The following is a 19,272-nucleotide window of genomic DNA, read 5'->3' as shown; positions in this document are numbered from 1 at the left end:
ACGGGATCGCATCACGACGCGTCCAGCGTCTTCCTGACCGCGTCGACGATCCGCTCCACGCTCGGCAGGTACTGGCTTTCCAGCCGGAACAGCGGCACGACGACGTCGTAGCCCGTCACGCGCTGCACCGGCGCGAGCAGCGAGTACAGCCCGCGCTCGGCGATGACCGCGGCGATCTCCGCGCCGAGGCCCGCGGTGCGCGGCGCCTCGTGCACGATCACGCAGCGGCCCGTCTTCGCGACCGATGCGAGGATCGTGTCGGTATCGAGCGGCTTCAGCGTCGCGACGTCGATCACCTCGGCCATCACGCCGTCCTGCGCGAGCCGGTCGGCGGCCGCCTGCACTTCCTGCAGCGCCGCGCCCCAGCTCACGAGCGTCACGTCGGCGCCGTCGCGCAGCGTGAAGCAAGTATCGAGCGGCAGCGCGTCGCCGTCGTCCTCGACCGGCTGCCGGAACAGCCGGTATAGGCGCGTCGGTTCGAGAAAGATCACGGGGTCCGGATCGCGGATCGCGGCGAGCAGCAGCCCGTACGCGCGTGCCGGCGACGACGGCATCACGACGCGCAGCCCGGGGATATGCGCGAACAGCGCCTCGGGGCTTTCGGAATGATGTTCGGGCGCATGGATCCCGCCGCCGCAAGGCGAGCGGATCACGAGCGGACACGACAGCCGGCCGCGCGTGCGATGCCGCAGCCGCGCCGCGTGATTGAGCACGTGGTCGATCACCGGATAGATGAAGCCCGTGAACTGGATCTCGGCGACGGGCCGCAGCCCCATCGCCGCCATGCCGATCGCGGCGCCCGCGATCGCGCTTTCCGCGAGCGGCGTGTCGATCACGCGCTCGGCACCGAAGCGCGACTGCAGGTCGACGGTCGCGCGGAACACGCCGCCGTTGACGCCGATGTCCTCGCCGAGCAGGACGACCGATGCATCGTTCGCGAGCTCGAACGCGAGCGCGCGATTGACCGCTTCGACCAGATTCAGGTCAGCCATGATGATTCCCCGCGGCCGGCGCGAACGCGAGCGCCGTGTCGAGCTGTTCGCGCAGCGCGCGCGGCAGCGTCGCGTAAAGATGGTCGAACATCGCCGACGTATCGGGCGGCGCGACCGCCAGGTATTCCTGCACGGCCGCCTCGACCTGCGCGTAGCAGGCCTTGCCGAGCTCGGTGTCCTGCGCCTTGTCCCACACGTTCATCCGCGTCAGATAGGTGCGCAGCCGGATCAGCGGTTCGCGCTCCCATTGCTGCGCGATCGTGTCGGCGTCGCGATAGCGCGTCGCGTCGTCCGCCGTCGTGTGATCACCGAGCCGGTAGCTGAGCGCCTCGACGAGCGTCGGGCCGCCGCCGCGGCGCGCCTTGTCGAGCGCTTCGGCCATCACCTGGCGCACCGCGATCACGTCGTTGCCGTCGACCTGCCGGCCGTCGATGCCGGCCGCGATCGCTTTCTGCGCGAGCGTCTGCGCGGCGGTCTGGCGCGTGCGCGGCACCGAGATCGCCCACTGGTTGTCGTTGACGACGAGCACGAGCGGCGCCTGCCACGCACCGGCCATGTTCATCGCTTCGTAGAAGTCGCCCTTCGACGTGCCGCCGTCGCCGAAGATCGTCACCGCGACGCGCGGCTCGCGGCGCAGCATGAACGCATAGGCGGCACCCGCCGCGTGGCACACCTGGGTGCCGATCGGCACGCAATTCGGGAAATCGTGGCGTGCGGACTTGAAATCGCTGCCGCGTTCGTCGCCGCCCCAGTACAGCAGGCTCTCCGCCATCGTGACGCCGCGAAGCAGCTGCGCCGCATGGTCGCGGTACGACGGGAACAGCACGTCGTCGGTCTGCATCGCGCTCGCGACGCCGACGCCGATCGCCTCCTGGCCGACCGACGACGCGAACGTGCCGAGCTTGCCGGTGCGCTGCAGCGCGATCGCTTTCGCGTCGAACGCACGCGTCAGCACCATCGCGCGATAGAGCGGCAACAGCGCCGCGGGATCCTGCGCAAATGCCGGCAACGGCTGCACCAGCTCGCCGTCGGGCCCCAGATACTGCGTGTAGTCGACATGAAAACGCGCGACCGTGCTCATGACTCGCCTCCGTGAGGGTGCGGAGCCTGACGGGGCGTCCGTCGATGCGGCGCGGCTCGGTGTAGTGATGCCGCCGACGCGCACGCATCCGCTCCGACGACGGATCGCATCGCCGGCGGAAACGCGCCGCCATTGCGGGGACAGGTACACACGCATCGCTCGCGCATGCGGGATGCGCGATGCGATCGCGGTCTGCGACACGTCGCGTGCGCGACGCGGGCTGTGTCCCCTTCCGGCCCTTTGACCGCCTTTCAACCTTAGTCAGTTATCGGGTGAAAGCAAGTCGGGACTGTACGCACGCAACGTGTGCCACACGGCGCCACGCATCGGCGCGTGCACTACATCTTCGCGATGATTTCGCCAACCTCGGCGCTCGTGAATGCGCGCAGCGTCTGCGTTCGAACGTTGCCCGCCGAGCCGAGCGCGAAGCCGAATGCGGTGAGGCTCTGCTCGTCCGGCGCGTCGATGATCGTGACGATGTCGAATGCACCGAGCGTCCAGAACACTTCCTTCATTTCGCAGCCGAACGTGCGGGCCATCTCCGCGACCTGCCCCGCGCGCTGGCGGGTGCTCTTGATCGTGCGGATGCCCTGGTCCGTGAAGTTTGCGAGAACCACGTAAGTCGCCATGTCGATTCCCCTTACGATTGAACCGCGTCGGGATTGCCTGCGCGCGAGCGGTTTCGCACACGATGGTGCGACCGCGTCAGCGGCACCGCGTCGCGCGTAACTGGATTCTAGGCAGCGGGATCGGGGGTGAAAGACGATCTGGATCAACCACGGGATCAACTACGGCGATGACGGACGAACCTCACGCCGTCTGCCCGCGGCGCCGCAACAACCGCCGCGCGACCAGCAGCGGCAGCCGCAGCACGAAGCCGGCGACGAGCCGCAGATGCATCCACGTGAGCAATGCGTTGTCGCGGCCGTAATGGAAGTGCGACACGCCACCTTCTTGCGCGCCGAAGTAGCGCACGGGCGCGTCGATGCGGATCGGGCGCACACCGGCCCAGCACAGCCGCACCGCGGCTTCCGGATCGAAGTCGAAGCCGCGCATCCACATCTGGCGATGCATGATCGCGGCGAGCGGCGCGACCGGATATACGCGAAAACCGTACAGCGAATCGCCGATGCCGGCCCACAGCGTCTCGACGTCGGCCCAGACGTTCGACAGCCGCCGCCCCTGCACGCGCAACTGCGGCGCGCTCGCGTCGAACTTCGGCAGGCCGAGCACCATCGCGTCGGGCGCCGCCTGCGACGCGGCCATGAACGCGGGAATCAGGTCGGCCGGATGCTGGCCGTCCGAATCCATCGTCAGCACATGCGTGAAGCCGCACGCGGCGGCCGCATCGAGCCCCGCGAGTACGGCGGCGCCCTTGCCGCGGTTCTCCGGCAGCACGATCACGCGCAGCCCCGGATCACCCTTCGCCATCGCCTGCAGCCGCTCGGTGCTGCCGTCGGTGCTGCCGTCGACGACGACCCACACCGGATTCCACTGCGCACGCGCGCTGCGCACGGTCGCATCGACCTTGGAGCCCGGGTTGTAGCTCGGAATCAGCACGAGATGGGTAGACGAGGCGCGCAGCGTGGACATGGAAACGGCCGATTGCGAAGACGGTGATCCTGACAAAAGTTTATGACCTGGCGGCGACCGGCGACATGCTTCGTCGAAGCCGCCCGCGCGCGGCGACGGTTCGGGGATCGTCAGGCCCGCGCGCTTCACGACAGCCACTCCACCGCGTGGCCCGCGCTCGCCTCGATCTCGATCAGCAGGTCGGCGCGGCACACGTCCGCGTGCACGTAGAGCGATCGCACGTCGGGGCCGGCCGCGTCGCGCAGCACGCGCTCGATCGCGGCGAGCGCCGCCGCATCACCGGCGTCGCGCACGTAGACGCGATAGCTCAGGTCCGCGAGCGAGAACGGGCCATGCCCCTGCCGCGCGGCCTGCTCGAGCACCGCGGCGAGATTCGCGATCGTCTCGCGCGTTTGCGCGACGACGTCGCCGGGATGCACGGTACGGTGCCCGACGATGCTCGCGGTGCCCGACACGAACAGCACCGGCGCCGCAGCGGCATCCGCCCAGGCCGCCGCGCGCGCGAACGTCGGCGCGCGCGGGCCGTACTGCGCCGGATAGTGATATGCGCTGACCTGGCGCGGATTCTCGATCGGGTCGGCCGGCGTGCGGCTCGCGAGGAAATGGATCGCGAGCGGGGCAGCCGGCGGGCTGTCGCCCGCGACCGGCACGACCGAGCCGAGCGCGCACGCGGCCGGCACGCCGCCCGTCAGCGCGCGGCGGCACGCGTCGAACGCGCGCTGGCGGCCGACATTGAACTGACGATAGCGCTCGATCCCGAACTGCTCGGCATTGATCGCCGGCACGGTGTTCCAGATCCGCAGCGGATGCGGCATGCCGAGCGTGTCGAGCACGTCGAACAGCGCGCGGTATGCGTCATGCGTCGCGCGCTCGAGCGGCGTGCCGTCGTCAGGATCCGCGCCGGCCTTCTCGTGCACGACGAGGCTGCCGAACACGAGCCCGGCCGCTTCGCTGTAGCGGTAGTGAAGCGGGCCGCGCCGCACGCTGCGCAGGTCGCGCGCATCGCATTGCCAGATTTCGTAGGTGGCGGCGTCGCGCGCGGCAGGCGTGGCGCCGGGCACGAGCAGCGTCATCTGCACCGGCGCGAGCGGCAGGTCGGGCGCGGCGTCGGCCAGCACTTGTCCAGTCCGGTCGGTGCACGAAGCGGCCGTGCCCGAGGCGGCCCCGCCGATGCACACCGCGCCCAATGCGCCCGGAAACGCGCGGTCGAACGCGTCGCCGCGCGCGTGCGCATCGTGCAGCAATGCGGCGAGCCGCGCGTGACTCGTCTGGACGAGCCGCAGTGCGCGGTGGCTGCCGTTCGCGAGCGCTGCGCGCGTCGTCATGCGAGCCCGCCGTTGACGGACAGCACCTGCCCCGTCACGTAAGCGGCGGCATCGGACACCAGATACGCGACCATGCCCGCGACTTCGTCGGGCCGGCCCGCGCGCTGCGCGGGCACAAGTTGCTTGATGCGTTCGGCCGGAAACGCGTGTTCGGCCATCGGCGATTCGATGATGCCGGGCGCGACCGCGTTCACGGTGATGCCGCGCGATGCAAGCTCGAGCGACAGCGACTTGGTCGCGCCGATCAGCCCCGCTTTTGCGGCCGCGTAATTGACTTGCCCGCGGTTGCCGGTCACGCCGGCGACCGACGCGATATTGACGATCCTCCCGCGGCGCGTGCGGATCATCGGCAGCAACAGCGGCTGCGTGACGTTGAAGAAGCCGTTGAGCGTCACGTCGATCACGCTGTGCCATTGCTGCCACGACATGCCGGCCATCGGCGCGTCGTCGTGAATGCCCGCGTTGTTGACGAGGATCTGCACCGGCGCGTCGTCGACGAGCCGCGCGAGCGCGGCGCCGGTCGCTTCGGCGTCGGTCACGTCGAACGCGATCGCGTGCGCGGCGCCGCCGGCCGCGACGATCCGCTGCGCGACCGCCTCCGCCTGTGCGAGATTGCGGTTCGCGTGCACCCACACTTCATGGCCGGCCTGCGCGAGCGCCGCGCAGATCGCCTGCCCGAGTGCGCCGCTGCCGCCCGTCACGAGCGCCCGCATCGAATTGCTCCTTCCATGGGCGTTCCACCTTGATCGACGCGGCGACGACATGCGTTCGCCCGCCGCCGCCAGCCGTAGTCATGTAGTCAACGGGCGCTTGCCGCGCCCCGGCGCGTCGTGCCGTCGTGTGTTAAGGGCCACGGCCCGGCGCGACGCGATTACTTCGCGCGATGCGCGGCCACGTACGCGGCGAGCGCGCCGAGCGTCGCGAAAATCTTCTGGTTATCCGGATTGTCCGAGCGCAGCTCGAAGCCGTACTTCTTCGAGATCAGCAGCGCGATTTCCAGGATATCGATGGAGTCGAGCCCGAACCCTTCCCCGTATAGCGGGGTTTCGGCGCTCACTGTGTCGAGCGGGACGTCTTCGAGGTTCAGCTCGCCGATGATCAGCGCGGCGAGCTCTTGTTCCAGTGCGTTCATCATGCTTGCAAGCAGGCAGCTCACGGCAGCGGGCGGCGCCCGGAAACGGCAGTCTCGCGCACGCGCGGCGCGTGCAAATTCTTCCGTCCCTCCGGTGTCTGCCGGCCACCCCGCCCGCGTTATTTGGGGATCGTTTGGTAAAAGTTACGCGGATTCTAGACGATGGGTATTGGGACGTATACCGCGAAAGGGTTACAGACGTGCGGGCACGCGCGGCCACCCATTTTGGGACGCGAACGCACGAGACGCTTGAGCCGCTTCGGATGGATATGGATCGGCCCCGTGGAACCTTTCATGCGGCGCCATACAATCGGTTACAAAACCCGTTGGCGCCCGTCCCGAACACCCCCTGCCGGAGCCCTAAAATGAGCGTGCACGACAGCCGGCCGGAACGCACGTCCCGGCCGCCATTAATATGATCATTGACGGCCCGACGACCGCGTCCGGCCCCCGACCCCCGACCCTCGACCCTCGACCCGATTACGACGTATCCAGCCATGCCGCGCCAGCCCGTTTGTCCCGTTCCGGTCAGCCCGCCCGACCGCCGCCGCGATGCCGCCGCTGCGCCGTGGGCTGCATGTGACGGCCGGCTGCGCGGTGCACGCGGAGGCGGCCGATGAGCGCGCCGCTGCGCATCGTGCGCGGCGCCGCCGCGGTCGGCGCGGTGGTCGCGTACCAGGCCGGCGCGCATTACGCGGCCGCGACGCCCGGCGCGCACGGCTTCGGCCTCGCGATGGCGCTCGTGCCGCCGCTGCTGCTCGCGCTCGGCGCGGCGCTGCGCTCGCCGCGGCGCGCGTGGCTCGTGCCCGCGTGGCTGCTGGCCGCCGCCGCGCTGTGGGCCGCGCGCGCGCCGCTCGCGCGGCATTTCGAATGGGGCCTGTATCTGGAGCATGTGAGCTTCAACCTCGCGATGGCGCTGCTGTTCGGCCGCACGCTCGCGGCCGGCGCGGTGCCGCTGTGCACGCGCTTCGCGACGATGATCCACGGCACGGTCACGCCGGCCGTCGCGCGCTACACGCGGCAGATCACGGCCGCGTGGACGCTGTTCTTCGTCGCGATCGCCGCGGTGTCGACGCTGATGTTCGCGACCGCGTCGATCGTCGCGTGGTCGACGTTCGCGAACTACCTGTCGCTACCGCTCGTCGCCGTGATGTTCGCCGCCGAGCACGCGTGCCGGCGCTTCGCGCTGCCGCACGACGCGCGGCCGCGGATGGTCGACGCGGTGCGCGCCTACCGCGCGTCGACCCAGGCCTCACGATGAATTCACTGCCTTTCACGGCCGGTGCGGCGCCGCATCGCGGCCGCGCAGGCCAACGCTTCCGTTTCTGCCGATTTATGCCGACTCACCCGCTGGTATTCCACTCGTCGCCGGACCAGACGATCGCCTGGCGCGACGGCGCGCCCGTCACCGTGCGCGCGTTCCTCGCCGACGTCGCCCGCGTCGCCGCCGCGCTTCCCGCGGGCGGTCACGTGTTCAACGTGTGCCGCGACCGCTACCGCTTCACCGTCAGCCTGTGCGCGGCGCTCGTCAGCGGCAGAATCAGCCTGCTGCCGTCGACGCACACACCGGAAATGGTCCGCCAGCTCGCGTCGTTCGCGCCCGACGCATTCTGCCTGCACGACGCGCCCGACTGCGCGATCGACCTGCCGCGCTTCGCGTATCCCGAGGCCGCGCCCGACGCAGTGCCCGACAACGGTGCAGGCGACATGCCGGACGATCTTCCGGACAATCTGCCTGACGATGTGCCGTTCGCGGTGCCGCAGATCGACGCATCGCGGATCATGGCGTACGTGTTCACGTCCGGCTCGACCGGCGCGCCGGTGCCGCACCGCAAGACCTGGGGCTTCCTGGTCGGCTGCGTGCGCGCGGCGGCCGACCGCCTCGGGCTGCTCGACGGCCGCGAACACACGCTGATCGGCACGGTGCCCGCGCAGCACATGTACGGCTTCGAGTCGACGGTGCTGCTCGCGCTGATCGGCGGACTCGCGTTCAGCAACCGCCAGCCGTTCTACCCGCTCGACATCCGCGACGAACTGGCGGCCATCCCGCAGCCGCGCGTGCTCGTCACGTCGCCGATCCACCTGCGTGCGCTGGTGTCGGCCGCGCACGCGCTGCCGCGCGCATCGCTCGTGCTGTCGGCGACCGCGCCGCTCGCGGAAAAGCTCGCATCCGAGGCCGAGGCCGCGCTCGGCGCGCCGCTCGTCGAGATCTACGGCAGCACCGAAACCGGCCAGATCGCGACGCGCCGCACGTCGCAGGGCGCGACATGGCAGTTGTTCCCGGGCATCCGCCTCGACGCGCGCGATGATCGGGACAATCGGGACCAGGACAGCGCCGCCAACGACAGCGCGGACGATGACAGCGGCCCGACGGTCTGGGTGTCGGGCGGACACGTCGAGGCGCCGGTGCCGATGGGCGACGCGCTCGAACTGCTCGGCGACGGCCGCTTCCTGCTGCACGGCCGCAAGGCCGACCTCGTCAACATCGCCGGCAAGCGCACGTCGCTCGCGTACCTGAATCATCAGCTCAACGCGATTCCCGGCGTCGCCGACGGCGTGTTCTTCATGCCCGACGACGCCGCGCCGGCACACGCCGACGCAGGCCGCGAACCGGTCACGCGCCTCGTCGCGCTCGTCGTCGCACCGACGCTCGCGGCCGCCGACCTGCAGCGCGCGCTGCGCGAGCGGATCGATCCGGCGTTCATGCCGCGCCCGCTCGTGTTCGTCGACGCGCTGCCGCGCAACGAAACCGGCAAGCTGCCGCGCGACGTGCTCGCCGCGCTCGTCGCACAGCACACGCACGCCGTCGCGGCCGTGACCGCCGCTGCAGCTGCAGCCACCGCCACCGCAATAACCGCAGCATCAATGTCGGCGCCCGCCCACCACCGCACCGGCGGCGCCCCCGCGCTCACGTTCACGATTCCCGCCGATCACCCGGCGCTGCCCGGCCACTTCCCCGGCCATCCGATCGTGCCGGGCGTCGTGCTGCTCGACCATGCGATCGACGCGATCGGCGCGGCGCTGGACCGCCCGCTGCACGCGTGGCGGCTCGGCTCCGCGAAATTCCTGAGCCCGGTCGCGCCCGGCGAATCACTCGACGTCGCGCTCGACGTCGTACTCGATGCAGCGACAAGCGGCGCGATCCGCTTCACGGTGCGTGCCGGCACGCGCGACGTCGCAACCGGCGTGCTGTCCGCGCCGCTGGCCGCGCGGGATGGCGTGCCGCGATGAAGCGCACCGCGTCATGGGCCGAGCGCCAGGAACGCAGCAACGCAGGGTTGCTGCGCGCGATGACGTGGGTCTCGCTGCGCTTCGGGCGGCGGCCCGCGCGCGTCGTGCTGCATCTCGTCGCGACGTATTTCGTGCTGTTCTCGCCGGCCGCGTGCGCGGCGTCGCGCGACTACCTGCGCCGCGTGCTCGGCCGCCCCGCGCGCTGGCGCGACGTCTACCGGCACGTGTTCACATTCGCGGCGACGATCCACGACCGCATCTACCTGATGAACGAGCGCTACGACCTGTTCGACATCCGGCTGCACGGCGAGACGCTCGTCGACGACGCGCTCGCCGGCGGCCACGGCGCGTTCCTGATGGGCGCGCACCTCGGCAGCTTCGAGGTCGTGCGCGCGCTCGGCCGCACGCAACCGGACCTGCGCGTCGTCGTCACGATGTATGAAGAGAACGCGCGCAAGATCAACGCGACGCTCGCGGCCGTGAATCCCGCCGCGCGGCCGGAAGTGATTGCCCTCGGGCAGGTCGATTCGATGCTGAAGGTGCGCGAGCGCCTCGATGCGAACTGCATGGTCGGCATGCTCGCCGATCGCACGCTGCTCGACGACGCGGCCGCGTCGCTGCGGCGGCTGCCGTTGCTCGGCACGCCGGCCGCGTTCCCGCTCGGGCCGCTGTACATGGCCGCGATGCTGCGGCGCCCGGTGATCTTCATGACGGGCCTCTATCGCGACGGCAACCGCTACGATGTGCACTTCGAGCCGCTCGCCGATTTCTCCGACGTGCGGCGCGACGCGCGCGCGGCCGCTGTCGACGCCGCGCTCGCGCGCTACGTCGCGCTGCTCGACAAGTACTGCCGCGCGGCGCCGTACAACTGGTTCAACTATTTCGATTTCTGGCAGGACGGCAAGGCCGCCGCCGCGCGCCGCGACGATGCACCCGCGCGCGCCGACCTGTCCGCCACGAGGGATCTCTGACGCATGACCGCCATTGCCCCCAGTGCCCGTAGCGCCGCCATTGCCCCCATGGCCCGGATGGCCCGCTCGGCCCGCTCGGCCCGCTCGGCCCGCTCGGCCCGCTCGGCCCGCATTGCCCGCATTGCCCCCATTGCCCGCTTGCCGCTCGCGCTTTGCCGCACCGTCCGCACACTCGCCACCGCCGCCGCAGCGGCCGCCACGCTCGCGCTGGCCGCGCCCGCGCACGCGGCCGACACGGGTTCGACCTGGAATCTCGACCGGCTGATGTCGACGCTCGCGCAGCACAAGACCGGGCGCGCGACGTTCACCGAGACGAAATACCTGTCGATCGCCGCGCAGCCGGTCGAATCGTCCGGCGAGCTCGTGTTCGTCGCACCCGACCATCTCGAGAAGCACACGCTGAGCCCGAAGCCCGAACATCTGGTCGTAGACGGCGACATGCTGACCGTCGAGCGCAACAACCGCAAATACACGCTCGCGCTCGCCCGGTATCCGGAGCTCGGCGCATTCATCGACAGCATCCGCGCGACGCTCTCCGGCAATCGCTTCGCGCTCGAGCAGGTGTACAAGGTCGCGCTCACCGGACGCGGCGACGACTGGACGCTGACGCTCACGCCGCTCGACTCGCGGATGCTGAAGGTGGTCAGCACGATCACGCTCGACGGCACGCGCGACGAATTGCGCCGCGTCGCGATCCGGCAGGCCGACGGCGACCATTCGCTGATGCGGCTGCAACCCGTTCCGGCGAACTGATGGACGAACGCACCCGGCCCGCGCCCGTCACCCGCCGCCTGCATGCGTTGCAGCGGCGCGCCGTGCTCGTGTGGCTGCTCGCGCTCGTCGCGTGCGGGTTCGCGATCAGCCGCGCGAGCTTCACGGCCGACCTGTCCGCGTTCCTGCCGCGCTCGCCGAGCGCCGGCCAGCGCGTGCTCGTCGACCAGTTGCGCGACGGCCTCGTGTCGCGGCTGATCCTCGTCGCGATCGACGGCGGCGATGCAGCCACGCGCGCCACGCTGTCGCGGCACATGGCCGGCGCACTGCGCACGGACCCGCAGTTCGCGGCGGTCAACAACGGCGAAGCCGAGAACGACACGCGCGACCAGCAGTTCATCTTCGACCACCGCTACCTGCTGAGCCCGGCCGTGACGCCGCAGCGCTTCACCGCCGACGGCCTGCACCAGGCGCTCGGCGACAGCCTGGACCTGCTGAGCTCGTCGGCGGGGCTCGTCGCGAAGGCGATGCTGCCGCGCGACCCGACGGGCGAGGTCGGCGCGCTCGTCGGTCAGCTCGTCGGTCAGCTCGACAGCAGCGCGCAGCCGGCGACGCGCGACGGCGTATGGGCGTCGCGCGACGGCTCGCGCGCGGTGCTCGTCGTGCAGACGGCGGCGGCCGGCTCCGACACCGATGCGCAGGCGCGCGCGATCGACGCAGTGCGCCGCGCGTTCGCCGCGGCAATCCACGCACTGCCGAGCGCAATGCCGAACGCAGTGCCAAACGAAGTACCAAACGCGGCCGCGTACACCCTCGCGATGACGGGCCCCGGCGTGTTCTCGGTCGACACGCGCGACACGATCCGGCACGACGTCGAGCGCCTGTCGACTGCGAGCGTCGTGCTGATCGTCGCGCTGCTGCTGACGCTGTACCGCTCGCCGCGCACGCTCGCGCTCGGCCTCTTGCCGGTGCTGTCGGGCGTCGCGGCCGGGCTCGCGGCGGTCAGCGTCGCGTTCGGCACGGTCCACGGGTTGACGCTCGGCTTCGGCACGACGCTGATCGGCGAAGCGGTCGACTATTCGATCTACCTGTTCGTGCAATCGGCGCAGGCCGGCCCGCGCGGTACGGCGCGCCCGGCCGACGCGACGCGCGCATGGCTCGCCGCGTACTGGCCGACGATCCGGCTCGGCGTGCTGACGTCCGTGTGCGGTTTCGCGTCGATGCTGTTCTCCGGGTTTCCGGGCCTCGTGCAGCTCGGGCTGTATTCGATCGCCGGGCTGACGGCCGCCGCGCTCGTCACGCGCTTCGTGCTGCCGCACCTGCGCGGCGGGCAGGTTGCGATCCGCGACGTGTCGCGCGTCGGCGCCGTGCTCGCGCGCACGGCCGCCGCCGCGCCGCGGCTGCGCTGGCCGCTGGCGGCGCTGGTGGTCGCCGCGTGCGCGACGCTCGCACTGCATCGCGACGGCCTGTGGAGCCGCGAGCTGGCCGCGCTGAGCCCGGTGCCGGCGCGCGCGCAGGCGCTCGACGCGCGTCTGCGCGCGGACGTCGGCGCGCCCGACGTGCGCTACCTCGTCGTGATTGCCGCGGCGTCCAGGCAGGCGGCGCTCGAAGGTGCGGAGAAGGTCGCCGCGCAATTGCAGCCGCTCGTCGATCGCGGCGCGCTCGCGGGCTTCGAAAGCCCTGCGCGCTACCTGCCGAGCGACGCCGCGCAGCGCGCGCGCCAGGCGAGCCTGCCGGACGCGGACGTGCTCGCCGCACGCATGCGCGACGCGGTCGAGAACCAGCCGATCGCGGTGAAGCCCGACCTGTTCGCGCCGTTCATCGCCGACGTCGAAGCCGCGCGCCACGCGCCGCTGCTCACGCGCGCGGATCTGCGCGGCACGTCGATGGCGCTCGCCGTCGATGCGCTGCTGACCGAGCGCGCGGGCCGCTGGAGCGCGATGCTGCCGCTGCGCGCGCCGGATGCCGCGCAGGCCACTCAGGCCGCGCAAGCCACTGAGACCTCTCAAGCCTCTCAGACCGCTCAAGCCACTCACGCCGCTGATGTCGCTGACGCCGCAGATGCCGCGCCAGGGCTCGCCGCGGCGCCGATACGCGCTGCCGTCGCGCACGCGGGCGTGCCCGACGCCCTGTTCGTCGACATGAAGGCCGAGGCCGACCGCCTGTACGTGAACTACGTGCACGAGGACATCCGGCTGTCGCTCGCGGGTTTCGCGGCGATCGCGGTGCTGCTGCTGGTCGCGCTGCGCTCGCCGCGCCGCGTCGTGCGCGCGCTCGCACCGCTCGTCGCGGCCGTGCTGGTCGTGACCGCGGGCTTCGCGCTCGCCGGCGTGCAGCTGACGATCCTGCATCTGATCGGGATGCTGCTGATCGTCGCGGTCGGCTCGAACTACGCGCTGTTCTTCTGCAAGCGCGACGACGCGCAGCCCGTCACGCCCTACACGCTTGTGTCGCTGCTGATCGCGAACCTCGCGACGGTCGCCGGTTTCGGGCTACTCACGCTGTCGCGCGTGCCGCTCCTCGAAACCTTCGGGCTGACCGTCGGCCCCGGCGCGATCCTCGCGCTCGCGTTCGCGGCCATTCTCGCGCCACGAGCCGCCGCTACCGCTACCGCTACCGCCACCGCCGACTCCGCCTCCACCATCACCGCCGCAAACGCCGATCGTCCGCACGGAGGCCATGCATGAACGCGCCATCGACCGCGCCATCGACAGATCCGCCGCCGCAGGCCGGCGACGCACGCCGCTGGAAGCCGACGCCGCTGATCGCGGGCGCGGCCGCGCTGCATGCGGGTGCGGCCGCGGCCGTCGTCGCGCAGCCGGCCGCGTGGCCGTGGGCCGTCGGCGGCGTGGTCGCGTCGCATCTCGCGCTGACGGCGGCGGGCCTGTGGCCGAAGAGCACGCTGCTCGGCCCGAACTGGACACGCCTGCCGGCCAGCGCTGGCCGAAGCATCGCGCTGACGATCGACGACGGCCCGGACCCGGACGTCACGCCGCGCGTGCTCGACCTGCTCGACCGCTACGACGCGCGCGCGACGTTCTTCTGCATCGGCGATCTCGCACGCCGCCATCCGCAGTGGATCGAAGCGATCGTCGCGCGCGGTCATGCGATCGAGAACCACAGCCAGCGGCACCGGCATACGTTTTCGCTATCGGGCCCCGCTGCGCTGCGGCGCGAGATCGCGGCCGCACAACAGACGCTGACCGAGATCGCCGGCACGCGCCCGCTGTTCTTCCGCGCGCCGGCGGGCCTGCGCAACCCGTTTCTCGAACCGGTGCTGTGCGGGCTCGGCCTGCAGCTTGCGAGCTGGACACGGCGCGGCTTCGACACGCGCGCGCGCGACGCCGGCACGGTCGCGCGCCGCCTGTTGCACGGGCTCGCGCCGCGCGACATCCTGCTCGTGCACGACGGCCACGCGGCGCGCGACGCGCGCGGCGAGCCGGTCGTGCTCGACGTGCTGCCGGCGGTGCTGCGCGCGGCCACCGACGCGCAATTGCGCTGGACCACGCTGCGCGCCGCGCTCGTGCCTGAAACGTCCGACGGAACGTCCAGCGAGCCGGCCGGCCAGCCCGCCGTCCAGGATCCCCCGTTTGATAAAATTTGAAGATGACCGGCGCACCGCCCAGCCCCGCTGCGGCGCCCGCTCCGGCCACCGGATTCGACCCTCGTGAAACCACTGCTGCTCTCGCACTTCACCGCCACCAGCTGCATCGGCCGCGGCCTCGACGCGACCCTCGACGCGCTGCGCGACGCGCGCGGCGGCCTCGCGCCATGCGGTTTCGAGCGCGCGGACCTCGACACCTGGATCGGCGCGGTGCCCGGCGTCGATGCGCAGCCCGTGCGCGCGGACCTTGCCGACTTCGAATGCCGCAACAACCGCCTCGCGCAGCTCGGCCTCGCGCAGGACGGCTTCGGCGAGCGCGTCGCGGCGGCCGTGTCGCGCTACGGCGCGGACCGCGTCGGCGTGTTCGTCGGCACCAGCACGGCCGGCATCCTCGAGACCGAGCGCGCGTACCAGCGCCGCGATCCGGCGAGCGGCGTGCTGCCCGCCGACTTCCGCTATGCGCACACGCACAACCCGTATTCGCCCGCCGCGTTCGTGCGTGCGTATTTCGCGCTGCGCGGCCCGGCGATGGCGATCTCGTCCGCGTGCTCGTCCGGCGCGAAGGTGTTCGGCTCCGCCCGCCGCATGATCGAAGCGGGCCTGATCGACGCGGCAGTCGTCGGCGGCGTCGACTCGCTGTGCCTGACGACGCTGTACGGCTTCAATTCGCTCGAACTGCTGTCGCGGCGACCGTGCCGGCCGTTCGACGTCGCGCGCGACGGCATCTCGATCGGCGAGGCCGCCGCGTTCGCGCTCGTCGAGCGCGCGCCCCGGTCAGCCGCCGCACTCGGCGACGACGCGATCCTGCTGCTCGGCATCGGCGAAACGAGCGACGCGCATCACATGTCGTCGCCGCATCCGGAAGGGCTCGGCGCGCGCGTCGCGATCGAGCACGCACTCGCGTCGGCCGGCCTCGGCGCCGGCGACATCGACTACATCAACCTGCACGGCACCGCGACGCCGAGCAACGACGCGGCCGAGAGCCGCGCGGTCGGCGCGCTGTTCGAGCGCACGCCGTGCAGCTCCACGAAGGGCGCGACCGGCCACACGCTCGGCGCCGCAGGCGCACTCGAAGCGGTCGTCGCCGCACTCGCGCTGCGCGAGCAGTTCGTGCCGGCCGGCATCAACACGACGCATCCCGATCCGGCGCTCGCGCTCGACTACGTGCTCGCGAGCCGCGCCGCGCGCGTGCGTTACGTGCTCACCAATTCGTTCGGCTTCGGCGGCACGAATTGCAGCCTGATCCTCGGCCGCGCCGACCACGCGCACCGCTGACCCACGCCATGACACTCAGCGCCTTCATCGAAAGCATCGGCCTCGTCGGGCCTGGATTGAACGACTGGCCGCACGCGGCCGACGTGCTCGCGGGCCGCGCGGCCTATGCGAGCGCGCACACCGTGCTGCCGCCGCCCGCCGGCCTGCCGCCGGCCGAACGGCGCCGCACGGGCCCTGTCGTGCGCGTCGCGCTTGCGGCCGGCCACGAGGCGGTGGCGGCGTGCGGACGCGACGCGGCGACGCTCGCAACCGTATTCAGCGCGTCGGGCGGCGACGGCCACAACTGCCACGCGATCTGCGAAACCCTCGCCGGCGACGACCGCCACCTGTCGCCGACGCGCTTTCACAACTCCGTGCACAACGCGCCGGCCGGCTACTGGAGCATTGCGACCCGTGCGATGGCGACGTCGAACGTGCTGTGCGCGCACGACGGCAGCTTTGCCGCGGGTTTGCTCGAAAGCCTGTGCCAGGTCGCGGTCGATCGCGTGCCGTGCCTGCTGATCGCGTACGACACCGACTATCCGGAACCGCTGCGCGCGGTGCGGCCGATCATCGACGCGTTCGGTGTCGCGCTCGTGCTCGCGCCCGACTCGGGCGCGTCCGCGCTTGCACGCATCGACGTGCAGCTGACCGACGCGCCCGCGACAACGCTCGCATCGCCCGAACTCGAAGCGCTGCGCACCGGCAATCCGGCCGCGCGTGCGCTGCCGCTGCTCGACGCACTCGCCGCGCGGCGCTCGGCCAGCGTCGTGCTCGACTATCTGGCGGACACGCGCGTGCGGGTCGACGTCGCGATGCCGGACACGTTCGCGGAGCAGACGCGATGACGGCGCCGGTCACATTGACGCCGCCGCTCGATCACGCGTGGATCGCCGCGCACATTCCGCACGCTGGCGCGATGTGCATGCTCGATACGGTCGATGCGTGGGATGACGTGCGGATCCGCTGCACGGCGACGAGCCACCGCGATCCGCACAACCCGCTGCGCTCGCACGGGCGGCTCGCGTCGGTCTGCGGGATCGAATACGCGGCGCAGGCAATGGCCGTGCATGGCGCGCTGCTCGGCGCGCAGCAGGACCGCCCGCGAGTCGGTTATCTCGCGAGCGTGCGCGGCGTCGACGCGTTCGTCGATCGGCTCGACACCTTCGACGCGCCGCTGACCGTCGATGCCGAACGCGTAAGCGGCGACGGCAGTTCCGTGCTGTACGGTTTCACGCTTCGCTGCGGCGATCGCGTGCTGCTGACCGGCCGCGCCGCGGTGATGCTCGACGCAGCGGCGGCCGGCGCGTTTCGTCCGCCGCCCGCCGGCAGTGCGGAACCTCGATGAATACTTTTATGGGAATCAGGTCGTGAAAGGTCGTCATTTCATTTGCAGTGCGCTCGTTCTCGCGCTGATCAGCCCGATCGCGCACGCGGACATGTCCGAAGTGAAGCAGGACATCAAGCGCGATTCGAAGGAAGCCGCCCACAAGACCGGCGAAGCTGCGCGCAGCTTCGGCCATGCGACCGCGAGCGCTGCGAAAACGGTCGGTCACGGAATCGCCCATGCGTCGCGCGAAGGCTGGGATGCAACCAAGCGCACGACGAAGCGGGTCTTCCACAAGAGCGACAAGAAGAGCGATTGAAGGCGGCGAACGGTGCCGATGTTCGCGGAAGCGGCATCCGGCACGCCGCTTCCGCAGCAAGTCACTTCGTCACGCTGCTGCCGCGCGTGCGCCGCTCCGGCCGTGCCGGCGCGCGCGCGATGCGCTTGCCGTATGCCGTCAGCCAGCAATCGTGATGATCGAAGTTGCGCAGCAGCCGCGCGCGGCGCCGCTCGAGCCAGTGGAGCGCGATCGTCATCGTCAGCGCGACGGCCAGCGCCGAACCGCCGATCGCGAGTCCCATCCAGGTTTCAGCCATGCCTTCTCCGGAATGCAAGGCCGACGCAGCGCGCGTGCCGCGCGACGACGATCGGGGCGAACGGCGCACGCCGCCCACCGGAAGCGCGGCACACGAGCCTGCGTCCGTCGTCGTCATCGCACTTCGGCGCGCCGCCCCGGCGCTGGATACAGCGGGAGCCCGGCCCGGGCGCACGCGCGAACGCTGCCCGGGCCGCCGCGCGTCAGTGCATGTGCTGGCCGCCGTTGATCGCGATGTTCGAGCCCGTCACGAAACCCGCCTCTTCCGAGCACAGGTACGCGACGAGGCCCGCGACTTCCTCGGGCTGTCCGAGCCGGCCGGCCGGAATCTGCGGCAGGATCTTCGAGTCGAGGATGTCCTGCGGGATCGCGGTCACCATCTTCGTCGCGAGATAGCCCGGCGACACCGTGTTCACCGTGACGCCCTTGCGCGCGACTTCGAGCGCGAGCGACTTCGTGAAACCGTGCATGCCGGCCTTCGCGGCCGCGTAGTTGGTCTGGCCGACCGAGCCCTTCGAGCCGTTCACCGACGAGATGTTGACGATCCGGCCCCAGCCGCGCTCGACCATCCCTTCGCAAACCGGCTTGGTCATGTTGAACACGGAGTCGAGGTTGGTGCGGATCACCGCGTCCCAGTTGACCTTGTCGAGCTTGCGCAGCGTCATGTCGCGCGTGATGCCTGCGTTGTTCACGAGCACGTCGATCGGGCCGACGTCCTTCACGATCTTCTCCACGCATTCCTGGCACGAATCGTGATCGGCCACGTCCACCGGATACGCGCGGAACTCGCGGCCCGCTGCGTGCATCTCGGTCAACCAGCGGTCGGCGCCATTGTTGTTCGGCGAATACGTGACGACCACCTGGAAGCCCGCGTCGTGCAATCTGATGCTGACTGCCTCGCCGAGCCCGCCCATTCCACCTGTCACAACTGCAATTCGCTTAGTCATCCTATAAGTTACCGACAATAAATTGAAGTAATCGATGATGTGGCATGACGACGTGGCACACGCCGCCGTGCACACCGCTTCGATGCGCGGCCGGCCCGGCCTTGCTGCCGGGCCCGGCGCGCGCATCGCGGGTTCGCGCGATTTGTTGTGTACCGCTTGATCTGCGCGAAAATCTTCAGGCACGCGGGCAGGCGACCGCCTGCGCACCGTCGGGGTTCAAACGTTCAGTTGTGCTTCAGTGACGTTTCAGTCGCGTTCGACCGCGAGCGCGACGCCCATCCCGCCGCCGATGCACAGCGACGCGAGGCCGCGCTTCGCATCGCGCTTGACCATCTCGTGCAGCAGCGTCACCAGGATCCGGCAGCCCGATGCGCCGATCGGATGACCGATCGCGATCGCCCCGCCGTTCACGTTCACCTTCGACGTGTCCCAGCCCATCTGCTTGTGCACCGCCAGCGCCTGCGCCGCGAACGCCTCGTTGATTTCCATCAGGTCCAGGTCGCCCGGCG

Annotated in this window: 19 protein-coding genes and 1 pseudogene; 10 read left to right on the top strand and 10 right to left on the bottom strand. The window is 70.8% G+C overall.

Features of this window, described 5'->3' with window-relative positions:
- Positions 1–11: 11 nt before the first annotated feature.
- The 7 genes from DID96_RS04625 to DID96_RS04595 form a co-directional block, all read right to left on the bottom strand.
- Positions 12–992, bottom strand: a complete 981-nt coding sequence (locus DID96_RS04625; RefSeq protein ID WP_124598081.1) for an alpha-ketoacid dehydrogenase subunit beta — start codon at positions 990–992, stop codon at positions 12–14.
- Positions 985–2,073, bottom strand: a complete 1,089-nt coding sequence (gene pdhA, locus DID96_RS04620; protein ID WP_124598080.1) for a pyruvate dehydrogenase (acetyl-transferring) E1 component subunit alpha — start codon at positions 2,071–2,073, stop codon at positions 985–987. Before pdhA ends, DID96_RS04625 begins: the two co-directional genes overlap by 8 nt.
- A gap of 338 nt (positions 2,074–2,411) precedes the next feature.
- Entirely contained in the window at positions 2,412–2,702 is a 291-nt protein-coding gene (locus tag DID96_RS04615) for a GYD domain-containing protein (protein WP_124598079.1), read from the bottom strand.
- A gap of 181 nt (positions 2,703–2,883) precedes the next feature.
- Positions 2,884–3,666, bottom strand: a complete 783-nt coding sequence (locus DID96_RS04610; protein WP_124598078.1) for a glycosyltransferase family 2 protein — start codon at positions 3,664–3,666, stop codon at positions 2,884–2,886.
- 125 nt (positions 3,667–3,791) lie between these two features.
- The gene (locus DID96_RS04605) at positions 3,792–4,991 is read right to left on the bottom strand and encodes an endoribonuclease L-PSP (protein ID WP_260463806.1); all 1,200 of its coding nucleotides are present in this window, start codon (positions 4,989–4,991) and stop codon (positions 3,792–3,794) included.
- On the bottom strand, positions 4,988–5,704 hold the full coding sequence (gene fabG, locus DID96_RS04600) for a 3-oxoacyl-ACP reductase FabG (RefSeq protein WP_124598077.1): 717 nt from the start codon (positions 5,702–5,704) through the stop codon (positions 4,988–4,990). The genes DID96_RS04605 and fabG overlap by 4 nt, the downstream gene beginning before the upstream one ends.
- A 158-nt stretch (positions 5,705–5,862) precedes the next feature.
- Positions 5,863–6,147, bottom strand: coding sequence for a phosphopantetheine-binding protein (locus DID96_RS04595; RefSeq protein ID WP_124598076.1), 285 nt, complete (start codon positions 6,145–6,147; stop codon positions 5,863–5,865).
- 592 nt (positions 6,148–6,739) lie between these two features.
- Here DID96_RS04595 and DID96_RS04590 point away from each other — a divergent pair.
- The 10 genes from DID96_RS04590 (at position 6,740) to DID96_RS04545 (ending at position 17,540) form a co-directional block, all read left to right on the top strand.
- Positions 6,740–7,384: a hypothetical protein gene (locus DID96_RS04590; RefSeq protein ID WP_124598075.1), complete on the top strand. Its 645-nt coding sequence runs from the start codon at positions 6,740–6,742 to the stop codon at positions 7,382–7,384.
- 74 nt (positions 7,385–7,458) lie between these two features.
- Positions 7,459–9,354 carry an acyl-CoA synthetase family protein gene (locus DID96_RS04585; protein ID WP_124598074.1) on the top strand — a complete coding sequence of 632 codons (1,896 nt, stop codon included), beginning with the start codon at positions 7,459–7,461 and terminating at the stop codon, positions 9,352–9,354.
- Positions 9,351–10,325 (top strand): acyl-CoA synthetase, encoded by a 975-nt coding sequence (locus DID96_RS04580; protein ID WP_124598073.1) that lies wholly within the window; start codon positions 9,351–9,353, stop codon positions 10,323–10,325. Before DID96_RS04585 ends, DID96_RS04580 begins: the two co-directional genes overlap by 4 nt.
- Before the next feature lie 3 nt (positions 10,326–10,328).
- On the top strand, positions 10,329–11,078 hold the full coding sequence (locus tag DID96_RS04575; protein WP_311767722.1) for an outer membrane lipoprotein carrier protein LolA: 750 nt from the start codon (positions 10,329–10,331) through the stop codon (positions 11,076–11,078).
- The gene (locus tag DID96_RS04570; RefSeq protein ID WP_260463804.1) at positions 11,078–13,723 is read left to right on the top strand and encodes an MMPL family transporter; all 2,646 of its coding nucleotides are present in this window, start codon (positions 11,078–11,080) and stop codon (positions 13,721–13,723) included. The genes DID96_RS04575 and DID96_RS04570 overlap by 1 nt, the downstream gene beginning before the upstream one ends.
- Positions 13,720–14,640 carry a polysaccharide deacetylase family protein gene (locus tag DID96_RS04565; protein WP_124598072.1) on the top strand — a complete coding sequence of 307 codons (921 nt, stop codon included), beginning with the start codon at positions 13,720–13,722 and terminating at the stop codon, positions 14,638–14,640. Before DID96_RS04570 ends, DID96_RS04565 begins: the two co-directional genes overlap by 4 nt.
- Before the next feature lie 63 nt (positions 14,641–14,703).
- Positions 14,704–15,915: a beta-ketoacyl-[acyl-carrier-protein] synthase family protein gene (locus tag DID96_RS04560; protein ID WP_124598071.1), complete on the top strand. Its 1,212-nt coding sequence runs from the start codon at positions 14,704–14,706 to the stop codon at positions 15,913–15,915.
- An 8-nt stretch (positions 15,916–15,923) separates the two neighbouring features.
- Positions 15,924–16,742 (top strand): beta-ketoacyl synthase chain length factor, encoded by an 819-nt coding sequence (locus DID96_RS04555; protein WP_124598070.1) that lies wholly within the window; start codon positions 15,924–15,926, stop codon positions 16,740–16,742.
- The gene (locus DID96_RS04550; RefSeq protein WP_124598069.1) at positions 16,739–17,242 is read left to right on the top strand and encodes a hotdog family protein; all 504 of its coding nucleotides are present in this window, start codon (positions 16,739–16,741) and stop codon (positions 17,240–17,242) included. The genes DID96_RS04555 and DID96_RS04550 overlap by 4 nt, the downstream gene beginning before the upstream one ends.
- Before the next feature lie 22 nt (positions 17,243–17,264).
- Positions 17,265–17,540: a hypothetical protein gene (locus DID96_RS04545; RefSeq protein WP_124598068.1), complete on the top strand. Its 276-nt coding sequence runs from the start codon at positions 17,265–17,267 to the stop codon at positions 17,538–17,540.
- A 61-nt stretch (positions 17,541–17,601) separates the two neighbouring features.
- Here DID96_RS04545 and DID96_RS04540 read toward each other — a convergent pair whose 3' ends face one another.
- From DID96_RS04540 to DID96_RS04530, 3 genes and pseudogenes are all read right to left on the bottom strand, one after another.
- Entirely contained in the window at positions 17,602–17,817 is a 216-nt protein-coding gene (locus DID96_RS04540; protein WP_124598067.1) for a hypothetical protein, read from the bottom strand.
- Positions 17,818–18,019: 202 nt separating this feature from the next.
- Positions 18,020–18,763, bottom strand: a complete 744-nt coding sequence (gene phbB, locus DID96_RS04535; protein ID WP_124598066.1) for an acetoacetyl-CoA reductase — start codon at positions 18,761–18,763, stop codon at positions 18,020–18,022.
- A gap of 246 nt (positions 18,764–19,009) precedes the next feature.
- Positions 19,010–19,272 (bottom strand): annotated as a pseudogene (locus DID96_RS04530) (acetyl-CoA C-acetyltransferase); the annotation flags it as partial.

Source organism: Burkholderia sp. Bp8963, assembly GCF_003854275.1.
Classification (GTDB): domain Bacteria; phylum Pseudomonadota; class Gammaproteobacteria; order Burkholderiales; family Burkholderiaceae; genus Burkholderia.
Note: the sequence above shows the minus strand (reverse complement) of the source record. Positions and strands in the feature narration are given on the sequence as shown.

Bases quoted from the DNA above. Each gene is read 5' to 3' on its own strand.
- DID96_RS04625 (WP_124598081.1), bottom strand. From the start codon at position 992: ATGGCTGACCTGAATCTGGTCGAAGCGGTCAATCGCGCGCTCGCGTTC.
- pdhA (WP_124598080.1), bottom strand. From the start codon at position 2,073: ATGAGCACGGTCGCGCGTTTTCATGTCGACTACACGCAGTATCTGGGG.
- DID96_RS04615 (WP_124598079.1), bottom strand. From the start codon at position 2,702: ATGGCGACTTACGTGGTTCTCGCAAACTTCACGGACCAGGGCATCCGC.
- DID96_RS04610 (WP_124598078.1), bottom strand. From the start codon at position 3,666: ATGTCCACGCTGCGCGCCTCGTCTACCCATCTCGTGCTGATTCCGAGC.
- DID96_RS04605 (WP_260463806.1), bottom strand. From the start codon at position 4,991: ATGACGACGCGCGCAGCGCTCGCGAACGGCAGCCACCGCGCACTGCGG.
- fabG (WP_124598077.1), bottom strand. From the start codon at position 5,704: ATGCGGGCGCTCGTGACGGGCGGCAGCGGCGCACTCGGGCAGGCGATC.
- DID96_RS04590 (WP_124598075.1), top strand. From the start codon at position 6,740: ATGAGCGCGCCGCTGCGCATCGTGCGCGGCGCCGCCGCGGTCGGCGCG.
- DID96_RS04585 (WP_124598074.1), top strand. From the start codon at position 7,459: ATGCCGACTCACCCGCTGGTATTCCACTCGTCGCCGGACCAGACGATC.
- DID96_RS04580 (WP_124598073.1), top strand. From the start codon at position 9,351: ATGAAGCGCACCGCGTCATGGGCCGAGCGCCAGGAACGCAGCAACGCA.
- DID96_RS04575 (WP_311767722.1), top strand. From the start codon at position 10,329: ATGACCGCCATTGCCCCCAGTGCCCGTAGCGCCGCCATTGCCCCCATG.
- DID96_RS04570 (WP_260463804.1), top strand. From the start codon at position 11,078: ATGGACGAACGCACCCGGCCCGCGCCCGTCACCCGCCGCCTGCATGCG.
- DID96_RS04565 (WP_124598072.1), top strand. From the start codon at position 13,720: ATGAACGCGCCATCGACCGCGCCATCGACAGATCCGCCGCCGCAGGCC.
- DID96_RS04555 (WP_124598070.1), top strand. From the start codon at position 15,924: ATGACACTCAGCGCCTTCATCGAAAGCATCGGCCTCGTCGGGCCTGGA.
- DID96_RS04550 (WP_124598069.1), top strand. From the start codon at position 16,739: ATGACGGCGCCGGTCACATTGACGCCGCCGCTCGATCACGCGTGGATC.
- DID96_RS04540 (WP_124598067.1), bottom strand. From the start codon at position 17,817: ATGGCTGAAACCTGGATGGGACTCGCGATCGGCGGTTCGGCGCTGGCC.
- phbB (WP_124598066.1), bottom strand. From the start codon at position 18,763: ATGACTAAGCGAATTGCAGTTGTGACAGGTGGAATGGGCGGGCTCGGC.